Source organism: Enterococcus sp. FDAARGOS_375 (assembly GCF_002393265.1).
Lineage (GTDB): Bacteria > Bacillota > Bacilli > Lactobacillales > Enterococcaceae > Enterococcus_D > Enterococcus_D innesii.
On sequence record NZ_CP023515.1, the window covers coordinates 1,839,115 to 1,851,552 of the forward strand.

Sequence of the window (12,438 nt, forward strand, 5' to 3'; positions counted from 1 at the left end):
TCACTGTTTTCTTTTTTTATGAATTTTTCCCGCTTTATTTTAAATATTTATTGCAATTAACTGGATTAGAATGTATATTAATACATAATTTCGAATGAACCAAGACAAGGAGTGAAACCAATGAGTCATCTTTTTCCTAATTACAGCCGTTTGCCCATCGATATCCAGCAAGGCAGCGGCAGCTATGTGGTAGATTCTCAAGGTAAACAATATTTAGATTTAACAAGCGGCATCGGGGTCGTCAATCTCGGTTATGGACATCCCAAAGTGCAAACTGCTTTGATGGCACAAGCAGAGCAGATTTGGCATGTGCCGAATTTGTATGATAGCCAGCTGCAAGAAGAAGTTGCCCAAAAGCTGACCCAAAATCAAAAGAACGCATCAGACGAGCCGTATCTGGCTTATTTTTGTAATAGCGGCGCTGAGGCGAACGAAGCTGCTTTAAAGCTGGCTCGCAAAGCGACGGGACGTAGTAAGGTTATTAGTTTTGAACAATCTTTCCATGGTCGGACTTTTGGCGCGATGTCTTTGACTGGGCAAAGCAGTATCCATGATGGGTTTGGACCGTTAGTACCAGAGATGGTGTATGTACCCTTTAATGATCTTGAGGCATTGCAAGCCGTTTTAGATGAACAGACGGCAGCCGTGTTTTTAGAATTGATCCAAGGCGAAGGCGGCGTGATCCCTGCTGAGGTGGCATGGGTCCAAGCGGTGGCAGCCCTTTGTCAGGAGCAGGGAGCACTGCTAGTGGTGGATGAGATCCAAACCGGGATGGGACGGACAGGAACACTGTTTGCTTTTGAAGGATATGGCATTGAACCTGATCTTTTTACCGTAGCAAAAGGGCTTGGTAACGGGATCCCTGTCGGAGCGATGCTAGGCAAAAGCCACTTGCAAACGGCTTTTGGACCCGGTAGTCACGGTTCGACCTTTGGTGGCAATAAATTAGCGATGGCCGCTGCTAGTGCCGTTTGTAGTGTGTTGCAAGAAGAGGACATTCAAGTCAATGTTCAATTGCGTCAGCAGCAGTTTTTCGACGGATTGCAAGGACTATCTAAGGTGCAGGCGATACGTGGGAAAGGACTGATGATCGGTATCGAATTAGCCGATTCGGAAAGCTTGCAATCCGTGTTGACCCAACTGCGGAACCAAGGCCTCCTCGCATTAAAGGCGGGTACCAAGGTTTTGCGCTTGCTGCCACCCTTAACGATCTCGCAAGAGGAAACGAAAGCAGCATTGGCGATTTTACAAGCGATCTTAGCATAATTGTATAAAAATAGATTTTTCGGGCTTTTTTTCTTATAAAAACCGAATAACAGCGAATTTATTTTGAATAGTTTTATAAATAATCATTGACAGAGCGATGGGAGTTTCTTATAATCTTAAGTAAATTCTTTTGAGGAGTGACGTGTTTGAAGGCAGCAATCGTTGGTGTAACAGGGTATACCGGAATTGAATTGATTCGTTTGATCCAGCAGCATCCCCAATTGGAGGTGGGCACCTTGCATAGTCATTCTATGCATGAAAATTCATCAGTTTTGTATCCTCATTTAATTGGACTGACAGAGCAGCTGATCGAACCTTTTGATGCAGAAAAAATCCAAAAGGAAAATCAACTCGTGTTTTTTGCGACTCCTGCTGGAATCAGCAAAGAACTCGCAGCGACTTTTGTCGCAAATGACTTTCCAGTGATTGACCTTTCTGGTGATCTGCGATTGAAGGATCGGGATAGCTATCAAAAATGGTATCACCAAGAAGCTGCACCTACCGAGTTGTTGGCACAAGCGACCTATTCGTTGCCTGAGTTTGCAACGACTCCTGGCAATTTGATCGCCAATCCAGGCTGTTATGCGACTGCTGCCATTTTAGCGGCTGCGCCGTTGGTTCAGCAAAAACTATTCAGCGGTACGTTGATTTTTGATGGCAAGTCGGGCTTGTCGGGTGCTGGTAAGAAATTGACCGACAGCAGTCACTTTGCAACTGCTGCGGATAACATGACGATGTATAAGCCAAATCAGCATCAGCATATTCCTGAGATCATGCAGCAGTTTCAGCAATGGGATCAGGCAATGCCGCCGATCCAATTTTCTACCAGCTTACTGCCTGTCAAAAGAGGGATCTTTATGACGCTTTATGCGCCTATCAAAGACGCGATTTCGCAAGAGGACATCTGTGAGCAGTACGTAAAAACGTATCAAGACCATCCATTTGTCCGAGTGCAACCGTTAGGAAAGCTGCCCGAGCTGCGGCAAGTGACGGGAACGAATTTTTGTGACATTGGCATATGTTTCAATCCGCTGACCCAAGTGTTGACCGTTGTCGCAGTGATCGATAATTTAGGCAAAGGGGCTGCTGGCCAAGCGATCCAAAACTTCAATCGATGGGCAAAGATACCAGAAACGACTGGTCTTATGCAAGCACCGTTATATCCATAAAATAGCCAACAGACACGTGAGGATACTCGTGTCAGCCAGTGGACAATCCGCAAAAAGGTGGCAGTAGGAGGAAAGAAAATGAAAGAAATCGAAGGAACGATCGCAACCCCAAAAGGTTTTTTTGCCGACGGTCTGCATTGCGGTCTGAAGAAAGAGAAAGTCGATCTTGGTTGGATCGTCTCTGAAGTGCCAGCCAGTGCTGCGGCAGTCTTTACCACCAATCAAGTACAAGCGGCACCCATTCTCGTTACAAAGGAAAAAATGCAAGCAGGCACCTTGCAAGGCGTGATCGTCAATGCGGGCAATGCCAATGCTTGTACCGGGGAGCAAGGTTTAAAAGATGCACAAGAGATGGCAGAATTGGCAGCAGCCCAGCTACATACGAGTCCCGAAGCCTTTGCGGTAGCCTCCACCGGGATCATTGGCAAGAGCTTACCGATGGAAAAAATCACTGCAGGGATTCAGCAACTAAACAGACAAGGGGATGCCCACCGATTTCAAAGAGCGATTTTGACGACGGATCTGACTGAAAAAAGCAGTGTCATCCAATCAACGATCGCTGACAAAACGGTGACTGTTGCGGGCTGTGCCAAAGGGTCTGGTATGATCCATCCCAATATGGCCACGATGCTGGCATTTGTTACGACGGATGCGGCGATCGCTCCAGCACTCTTGCAAGCACTGCTGAAAGAATTGACCGACGTTACCTTCAATCAAATCACGGTCGATGGCGATACATCAACCAATGATATGGTGTTAGTTTTAGCCAACGGGTTAGCCAAAAATCCAACGATCGAAGCCGATACGCCAGCTTATCAGGAGTTTAAAGGGATGCTCAAAGCAGTTCTGACCGCACTAGCCAAAGCAATTGCGAAGGATGGAGAAGGCGCCAGCAAATTGATCGAAGCTCACACGAGTGGAGCGGTGACGGATGAAGCAGCCCGAATGATCAGCAAAACCATCGTCGGTTCGCCGCTGGTCAAAACAGCCCTCTTTGGCAAAGACCCGAACTGGGGGCGTATCTTATGTGCAGTGGGTTATAGTGGGCAACCCATCGATCCAGCAACGGTATCGATCGCATTAGCCGACATTCCCGTCTTTGTCCAAGGGACACCGGTAGCTTTTGACGAAACCATCATGCAAGAACAGTTGGCGGAAAATGAAGTCAAAGTCGCTGTTGAGCTGAAAGAAGGGGCAGGTGTTGGCACCGCTTGGGGCTGTGATCTGACGTATGACTATGTGAAAATCAACGCACTATATCATACCTAATACAAATCAGGTACTAGACAAAAAGGAGCGAGTAGATGGAAACGATCGTAGTAAAAATCGGCGGTGTCGCCTCAGACAATTTAACCCCGTCATTCTTTGAGACTATAGCAGATTGGCAAGCTGCGGGCAAAAAAGTGGTCATCGTCCATGGCGGCGGTCACTACATCTCAGAAATGATGGAGAAAATGGCGTTGACAGTCACGATCAAAGACGGCCTGCGGGTGACCGATCCCCAGACGCTTGAAGTAACTAGAATGGTCCTTCTGGGACAAGTTCAACCGCTGATTACGACTGCTTTCCAGCAAGCCGGCTTCCATGCCGTAGGACTGAATGCTGGCTGTGATCAACTGATTCAAGGAGAAGTTATCGATGAGGAGAAATTAGGGCAAGTAGGGAAAGTTCAACAAATCAACGCTGCTTTCCTACAGCTCTTGACAGAGAAAAAACATGTTCCGATTTTGGCACCGCTAGGAATTACCCCAGAGGGTCAATGGCTGAACATCAATGCCGATGAAGTAGCGTGTCAGGTTGCTGCCAGCTTGCAAGCCGAAAAACTGTATTTGTTGACGGATGTTCCTGGCATCAAACAAGAATGCAAGTGGTTATCCGCTGTTTCTTTTGAAGAGATCCCCCGCTTGATCGCCGAAGAAGTAGTCACAGGCGGCATGTTGCCCAAACTAAAAAGCGCCGAAAAAGCGTTGAAAGCAGGGGTCGCCTCTGTTTGTATCACGGATCGTGTCGACCGTTTGGGCACTCAGATCTTAGCTGCAACTCCAGCAGCAGCTGTTTGCGGTTAAAGCCTTTAGCGGCAATCCAACGCCTGTCTTCCCCTCGTAAGATTGCAAAATTCTGACTTTTCTGCGCTTTTCTTCTTGTTTTCTCCAAAAAAAGAATAAAAGAGGTAGGGATTTCATTTGCTAGAATTTCGTTTTATCAGTACAATGAGTACATATGTAAGTAGGGGGAGAAACAATGACAGATTTCTTATTGGGGAGCAGTACGAAGTTGCTGACTGTTGCAATTCGGGTAAAAGACCGCGATCAAGCGATTGCCTTTTATCGAGATGTACTTGGCTTTGAGCTGAAAAGAGAAGAAAATGAGTTGGCCATTTTTGGTCTAAAAGGATTAGATAGAGAAGTTTTATGGTTGGAAGAAAGCCCACGTGCCAACGATCATTTCGGTGAGATCAAAAAGATGCAGCGCATCGTCTTAGCTGTATCCTCGCTAGAAGAAGCGGCAACTATCGCGAGCAATGCCCAACAAAAAGCGATTGCTTTCGAAGAAGCTCGTTATGAAGCGAATCAATTGGGCTTCCTGATAGCTGATCCAGAAGGGAACAAAATTGAAGTCTTATTTACAGCACCCGCAGGAACTGCGTTGCCAAAAGACGAAGCAGAATTGATCAAAGCGGCACCTGAAAAAGCGGCTGGCTTATCAAAAGAGGCTCATTTTGGCAAGCTGTATTTAAACGTCAGTGATCTAGCCAAAGAGCAGCTTTTCTTAGAAGAAAGCTTAGGCTTGAAAACAAAAGAAGCCGAAACAAAGGAATTTATCCTCAATGATGGTGACTTCCAAGTTGGCTTGACTGAAGCACAAGGTGGTACGATCGACTTACCGAGCCATGAGGTGCTTGGCTTAGACTTCTTGAAAATCTCTATCAGTCAAGAAGATATCGATACATTGGAAAAACACTTGTCTGAGAAGAATCAAGAGTTTTTCATCGACAAAAAACGGAAATTGTTGACGACCTACGATGCGATCGGTATCGAATGGTGGTTTATCGTTAAAAAATAATAGGTTATGAAAGAAAAAGCAGAGAGGGCGATTCTCTGCTTTTTCTTTTTTTTGTCAAAAAAAGAAACTTTTGTTTTTATTTCGCACGAAAGAGTGCAAAAACCTGTTACATCGATTTGAAGACCAATCATTGAAAAAACGGTAGTTTATCTGTATTAGCAGAGCAGGTCCAATCTATTTGAATTTTCTTGTTTTGTTATTTAATAGTTTAGGCGCTTGTTTTAAAACTTAATATAATAGCCATTATGATTCAAAAAAAGAAAACATTATATTGAATTGTGGTTATTCTTAATTTATAATAAAAAAGAATCGAGATTCGATGGACTCTGGACGCAGAGGTTGTTTGTTGTTTTAATGTATGCGGTTTCTTTTGGTGGTGAGCAGTAACGGGAAGACAAGGAGTAGATGTGATGAAAAAAAAGGGGATACAGCGGTATTTTGCTCAATGGGATCTTCAGCTTATGGTGCTGCCGGCGATCTTACTGGTAGGCATCTTTAGTTATATCCCAATGCACGGGATTTTGATGGCGTTTCAACAGTACAATATTTTTGAGGGAATGGCAGGAAGCCCTTGGATCGGTTTTGACAATTTTCGTCGCTTTTTTAGTGAACCACGCTTTTGGGAAATCTTACGCAATACCATTATGATCAGTGTGTTAAAGATCGTCATTTGTTTCCCGGCACCGATTTTGCTGGCATTGATGCTTAACGAGGTCAAGAATGTTGCCTTCAAGCGTGTGGTGCAGACGATTACTTATCTCCCACACTTTTTATCATGGGTGATCGTGGCAGGGTTTACGATGTCGATTTTATCGATGGATAACGGTAGCTTAAATATTGCTTTGGAGAGTTTAAACCTGATCGATGAACCAATCAACTTTTTATCGATTCCCCGTTATTTCTGGACGATCATCGTTACGACAAATCTTTGGAAATCGATTGGCTTTGGCTCGATCGTCTATATGGCAGCCATTGCTGGGATCGATCCGCAGTTGTATGAAGCAGCATCCTTAGATGGTGCGACAAAATTTCAGCAAGTTTTTTTGATTACGTTGCCTTCGATCATTCCAATCATTACGATCTTCTTGATCTTAGAAATCGGCAACTTGTTGAATGCGGGCTTTGAAGATTTGCTTTTACTGGGGAGCAATCCAGCTCTTAGGAATGTGGCGGATGTCATTGATACCTATGTGTATCGGGTAGGGATCAGCAATTCTCAATATTCATATGCAACAGCTGTTGGTTTGTTCAAAGCAGTCATTAGTGTCACGCTTTTGAGCGGAGCAAACTTTTTCGCACGCAAAGTCGGTCACAGTCTATGGTGAGTAGCAGAGGAGGAAATGAGCAATGAGGAAAAATTGGGGCGACCAAGCGATGATGGTGTTCATCTACGTATTTTTGATAACGCTTGCATTTCTAACGTTTTATCCTTTCTGGAATTCGCTAGTGATTTCCTTTAATTCTGGTCGTGATACGGTAACTGGTGGCATCACTTTTTGGCCAAGAGAATTTACGTTGGAGAACTATCAAATCGTCTTTCAAGACCAACGCTTGATGAATGCCTTTTTCGTCAGTGTCTTGCGGACCGTAATCGGGACATTTTCATCGATCATGCTGACAGCGATGGCGGCTTATGGGATGTCAAAAAGAGAATTGATTGGACGGAAATACATTACGATCTTCTTCATCCTCACGATGTTCTTCAGTGGCGGCTTGATCCCAACCTTCTTAGTGGTACGTTCACTAGGATTAATGGATTCTTTTTGGGTAATGATCATTCCTGGATTGATCAGTGTTTGGAATATGATCATCTTCCGAACGTTTTTCCAGCAATTACCGAAAGGGTTGGAAGATTCAGCGAAAATTGATGGTTGCGGGTATTGGGGGACGTTTTTCCGGATCATTTTGCCACTATCAGGTCCAGTTATTGCCACACTCTCGCTGTTTACCGCAGTTGGACACTGGAATGATTGGTTTATGCCAAGTATCTACATCACTTCGGATCATCTGATTCCCTTGCAGACGTTTTTGCAGCGAGTCTTGAATTCGAACACGGTGAGTTCGCAAATGAGTCAAATCGATTCTGGCTCAGCTGCTCGTTTGGCAGATATGACTGGTGTTACCGGAAAATCCTTATCAATGGCAATTATGATGGTGGCGACCTTGCCAATCGTAATGGTTTATCCGTTTGTTCAAAAGTATTTTGTAAAAGGTGTTTTGATTGGTTCATTGAAAGATTAGCATAGCAGGTGGCCCCTTTTGATAGAAGGGGAGAGCAGTAAGAGTTGAAAGGGGATAAAAGAATGAAAGCAAGGCTATTAAAAGGAGTACTGTCAGTGACTGCAATGAGTCTTTTGCTGGCAGCTTGCGGCAACGAGTCCGGAACAAGAGAAAGTGATGCAGCGGCACCGAGCGAACGTGACAGCTCGGAAGTATTTGAGCTTGGTAGTGAACCGCTGGAAATCACGATGTTTGGTAATTATGATTGGTATACGATGGATCGTTGGGGAGATGATCCAGCAACTGCTGCCATCAAAGAACTGACCAATGTAGATATCCGGGCGATCGACGGCGGCGGGAATGCGGCACAGCGGCTAAGTACAATGATCGCCGGTGATGATCTGCCTGATTTTATCTGGCTTGATCGTGGGTCAGATGTGGAACGGTTGCGAGAAGCGGGGGCCTTAGTACCGTTTGATGATTACTTGGATAAATACCCGAACTTGAAAGAATGGGCAGGCGAAGAAATCCTCAACATGTTGCGTTCAGAAGATGGTAAGCTTTATCAATTTCCAAACTGGTATAGCTCTGAGCCTTTTGGCAATGCGGGTTATGTCGTCAATAAAGAGATTCATGATGCTTTAGGAGCGCCAGAATTGAAAACAACCGATGATCTTTATGAGTATTTGAAAGAAGTTCAAACAGAGTTTCCTGATGTCATTCCATTTGAAACAGATGTCAGCGGACAAGGGATCAATGTCTTGTACTCCGCCTTTGCGGAAGGGCGTTCACCAGCAGATATCCGCATTCGGGCTGTTCCTCAAGGCGATGCTTTGACCTCGATCTTTGCCAATGAAAACTACGTAGAATCGATTGAATATGCGTCAAGATTGTACCGTGAGCGCTTAATGACCCAAGATACCTTAACGCAAGATGCAGATATGGTGGCAGAAAAAGTAACCAGCGGTCGTGTAGCAGTTTATGCTGCTGCCAGTCCATCGAATCATGCCCGCGATGCCCACTACATCTTGCAAGAGCAAAACCCAGATGCGGGGTATTTCTATATCGAACCAATTGCTAAACCAGGACTGGATCCTGACAATATCTTCCCAGGTTCCTATGAAATGCTAGGGTGGAATGTCAGTGTCATTACTAGAAATGCAGAAGACCCAGAAAAAGTCTTTGCCTTCTTAGATTGGTTAACAGGGCCATTGGGTCAGTCGATCCTGATGTTTGGACCAGAAGGGCAATATTGGGATGGCTTCGATGAAGAAGGTTATACAAAGTTCACAGATGCCTACGCAGAAGATGCTGCCGGTGTTTCAGAAATCGAGCAAGCAACATCAAGTTTCCAATGGAACGGCAACTCTGCCTTTTTAGACAATACTAAAACAAAATTTGAATTAAATCTTCCCGAAGATCAAATGAACTGGGCAACGAAATGGCAGCATGCCATTACTTGGGACACGCAAAAAGATGACACAGAATTTGCGGCGATCAACCCGATGCCAGACTCACCAGAAGGAATTATTCAGCAACGGATCAATGATATTTTTGAAGAAGCCAATGCTTCAGCGATCTTTGCTGATAGCGATGAAGAAGTGCGAGCGATCTTTGCTGAGGCAGAAGAACAAGCACAAGCAGCCGGCTACCAAGAGTTGCTGGATTATCAAACTGCGAAATGGCAGCAAAATCTACAAAACTTAGCCCGCTAGAGGATAAATCAGCTGAGTAGAGAAAGGAGCCGGACTGATGGGAAATGAACGATGGTATCGTTGGTATGGTGCCAGTCAAGCGATAGCTAGTATGTTGCTTGTGAATGGCTACTGGTTACTGTTCAATCTGCCCGTTCTATTGCTAGCTTTGGGGCTGATTTTCCCCAGCTCTCCTCGTCAGTTTCTTTTCTCTTTGATTGGTTTGATCATTAGTTTTCCTAGCATTCTTTTGCCAGCGACCTTTGCTTTATTTGGCGTCATTCGGCGCTGGTTGTACTATCAAGAACCACGACAGGCCATCGGAGGGACCTTTTGGCGGCTCTATCGGGAAAATTATCGGCGCAGTGTTGCCGCAGGCCTCTTTTTCGGTAGTCTCGCTTTGCTGCTGTTAGGTTCTTTTCGGCAAATCGATTCCTTTCAGCTCCCCTTATTGGCTGTCGGCTATTTGTTTTTAAGTATCATCTTGCTCCTGTGGTTACTGTATTTTATCTGCGACAGTGTGCATTTGGCGGCACCCTTGCGGACTGCGTTGATCAAAAGCTTTTTCATCATCTTTTGGGCACCGTTACAGACGCTGATGTTGCTAGGAATGTTGAGTGGACTCGCTTTACTGATTGTCTTGATCCATCCCTTACTCGCTGGATTGATCGTAGGAGGACTAGGCAGCCAATGTGCTTGTTATAGTTATTTGAGAATTATTCAAAAGGCGCAAGCAAAAGCTGCACCAGCCGATGAGTAATCTATGTAATACTGATTAGAAAAAAATCTGAAAACTATCCTTAATGGGTAGTTTTTTTCATTGGCGAAAAGTGCTAAAGTTAGAAGCAAGACAAGCCTGAAAGGAGCGAGTATGGAACGATGACAATGTACCCAGAAACAGTACAGCTCATACAAGAAAAAATGCCGACCGTTTTCCCAGGAGCGGTGCTGCGTTTTATCGCCGGGGAAACCCAAGAGACCCATGTATTCGGACAGGCAGCACTTCTTCCTAAAACCGAACCTATGACGAAAGATCATTTGTTTGATTTAGCCTCATTGACGAAAGTCATTTGTACAACCACCGTCCTGCTAAGACTTTGGGATCAAGGGAAAATCGAGATGGAGGCGCCGATTACTCGTTGGTTGCCAGCGTTTAAAGACGATCGGGTAACGATCAAGCACTTGCTGACGCATACGGCAGCCATCAACACGTGGATTCCTCATCGAGACCAGTTGGGTGCTGCTGCCTTGCGTAAGGCGTATTTGCAGCTTGAAAGCAGTGATACGATCGGTCAAACGGTCAACTACACGGATACTGGTACGATTTTGCTGGGCTTTTTATTGGAGGAGCTGTATCAAAAACCAGTGACCGAGATTTTTCAAGAAGAAGTCTTGACGCCTTTAGGCATGAAGAACAGCGGCTTTCCGCCTTTTCCTCCTTCACAGCTGCCATTGATCGTGCCTACCCAGCAGCAGCCAGACGGCAGTATCCTTAGAGGAATCACCCATGACCCAAAAGCACGAGTGCTGGGAAACCATGCCGGCAACGCCGGGTTGTTTTCTACCGTGGATGATTTGACGCTGTTCGTTCAACTGTTACTGGCAAATGGTCAGCAGCAAGGGGCGTCGTTTTTCTCAGAAAAAGTGATGCAGGCGCTGGCTCAGAGGCAGACGCCTGAAAGCACAAAGCCCCGCACCTATGGCTGGGACTTATTGGGTGCACCATACCAATTATTTCATACAGGCTATACAGGCACGTTTCTCGCAGTAGATATCCCTAACAAAAAAGCGTTTATTTTCTTATCGAATCGGGTCCATCCAGTGGATCATCGAGAAAGCTACTTGGGTCATCGTGACGAAATCCTGCAATGTTACTTAAAAGAATCTGCCGAATAAGCGGATTCATGCTATAATATGCACGAACAACTAGAGAGGGGAACAATTATGGAACCATTGTTTATGAAACCTGTTTTTCAAGAAAAAATTTGGGGCGGCAGTCGCCTGCATTCTGTTTTTGGTTTTGATTTACCGAGTGACAAAATCGGTGAAGATTGGGCGATCAGTGCGCATCCTCATGGGGTGAGCGTCATTGAAAATGGTCCGTTTAAAGGCAAAACATTGGCGGATCTTTGGCAAGACCATCAAGAACTGTTTGGACATTCAGACGAACCAGTCTTTCCATTATTAATTAAAATTCTAGATGCGGAAGATGATCTATCCGTTCAGGTCCATCCTGATGACACGTATGGGCTAGCCCATGAAGGGGAATTAGGGAAAACGGAATGCTGGTACATTATTGATGCCGAACCAGGTGCGGAAATCATTTATGGCCACCACGCACAAACCAAAGAAGAACTTGCGGAAATGATCGAAGCGGGTCGTTGGGATGATTTGTTAACAAAAGTCCCTGTGAAAAAAGGCGATTTCTTCTACGTGCCAAGTGGAACGATCCATGCCATTGGGAAAGGGATCATGATCTTAGAAACCCAACAAAGCTCGGATACGACTTATCGGGTGTACGACTATGATCGTACTGATGATCAAGGACAAACACGGGAGCTGCATATCCAACAATCAATCGATGTGACGACGATTCCTGCACGGACGCCAGAATTATCGATCCGTGAAGTCAAACAAGGACAATCAGCAGTCGTTACCTATCTTGAAACGCCATTTTTCAATGTGTATGAATGGGAAGTACGTGGGAAATTATCGTTAGCACAAAAGGCCGATTATACCTTGATGACCGTGATTGATGGGTATGGGCATTTGATGATCGACGGTCATTCCTATGAACTAAAAATGGGCACGAGCTGCATTTTGCCAAACCCGATCAAGAAATGGGAATTGGTTGGTGAATTGACTGTCATTGCCTCTGAACCTGGAAAAAAATAAAACGATCAGTAAGTGACGTGATTCGCACAAGCAAAACAGCACACGTTCCTGATTTTTCGTAAGGCTGAACGCGTTCAGCTGCCTGTCATCATTGGCGATTTTTCCGCTTTTGACTGACAGGTTTTTTCGTA

Annotated in this window: 11 protein-coding genes; all 11 read left to right on the forward strand. The window is 45.1% G+C overall.

Features of this window, described 5'->3' with window-relative positions; genetic code table 11:
* Nucleotides 1–120 precede the first annotated feature (120 nt).
* The 11 genes from CO692_RS09945 (at nt 121) to manA (ending at nt 12,307) form a co-directional block, all read left to right on the forward strand.
* Nucleotides 121–1,266 (forward strand): acetylornithine transaminase, encoded by a 1,146-nt coding sequence (locus CO692_RS09945; RefSeq protein WP_096742155.1) that lies wholly within the window; start codon nt 121–123, stop codon nt 1,264–1,266.
* 146 nt (nt 1,267–1,412) lie between these two features.
* A complete protein-coding gene (gene argC, locus CO692_RS09950) occupies nt 1,413–2,435 on the forward strand; it encodes an N-acetyl-gamma-glutamyl-phosphate reductase (protein ID WP_096742156.1) in 1,023 nt (340 codons plus the stop codon).
* Nucleotides 2,436–2,513: 78 nt separating this feature from the next.
* The gene (argJ, locus tag CO692_RS09955; RefSeq protein WP_096742157.1) at nt 2,514–3,704 is read left to right on the forward strand and encodes a bifunctional glutamate N-acetyltransferase/amino-acid acetyltransferase ArgJ; all 1,191 of its coding nucleotides are present in this window, start codon (nt 2,514–2,516) and stop codon (nt 3,702–3,704) included.
* A gap of 35 nt (nt 3,705–3,739) precedes the next feature.
* Nucleotides 3,740–4,501 carry an acetylglutamate kinase gene (argB, locus tag CO692_RS09960; protein WP_081118280.1) on the forward strand — a complete coding sequence of 254 codons (762 nt, stop codon included), beginning with the start codon at nt 3,740–3,742 and terminating at the stop codon, nt 4,499–4,501.
* Between the two features lie 175 nt (nt 4,502–4,676).
* Nucleotides 4,677–5,498, forward strand: a complete 822-nt coding sequence (locus CO692_RS09965; RefSeq protein WP_096742158.1) for a VOC family protein — start codon at nt 4,677–4,679, stop codon at nt 5,496–5,498.
* A 410-nt stretch (nt 5,499–5,908) separates the two neighbouring features.
* The gene (locus tag CO692_RS09970) at nt 5,909–6,823 is read left to right on the forward strand and encodes an ABC transporter permease (RefSeq protein WP_096742159.1); all 915 of its coding nucleotides are present in this window, start codon (nt 5,909–5,911) and stop codon (nt 6,821–6,823) included.
* A 22-nt stretch (nt 6,824–6,845) separates the two neighbouring features.
* Complete coding sequence (locus CO692_RS09975; RefSeq protein ID WP_096742160.1) at nt 6,846–7,739, forward strand: carbohydrate ABC transporter permease; 894 nt, start codon at nt 6,846–6,848, stop codon at nt 7,737–7,739.
* A 62-nt stretch (nt 7,740–7,801) separates the two neighbouring features.
* Nucleotides 7,802–9,433 carry an extracellular solute-binding protein gene (locus CO692_RS09980; protein WP_096742161.1) on the forward strand — a complete coding sequence of 544 codons (1,632 nt, stop codon included), beginning with the start codon at nt 7,802–7,804 and terminating at the stop codon, nt 9,431–9,433.
* Nucleotides 9,434–9,470: 37 nt separating this feature from the next.
* Nucleotides 9,471–10,172, forward strand: a complete 702-nt coding sequence (locus CO692_RS09985) for a YesL family protein (RefSeq protein ID WP_096742162.1) — start codon at nt 9,471–9,473, stop codon at nt 10,170–10,172.
* A gap of 119 nt (nt 10,173–10,291) precedes the next feature.
* On the forward strand, nt 10,292–11,308 hold the full coding sequence (locus CO692_RS09990; protein ID WP_096742163.1) for a serine hydrolase domain-containing protein: 1,017 nt from the start codon (nt 10,292–10,294) through the stop codon (nt 11,306–11,308).
* Between the two features lie 45 nt (nt 11,309–11,353).
* On the forward strand, nt 11,354–12,307 hold the full coding sequence (gene manA / locus CO692_RS09995; RefSeq protein ID WP_170920124.1) for a mannose-6-phosphate isomerase, class I: 954 nt from the start codon (nt 11,354–11,356) through the stop codon (nt 12,305–12,307).
* Nucleotides 12,308–12,438: the final 131 nt, after the last annotated feature.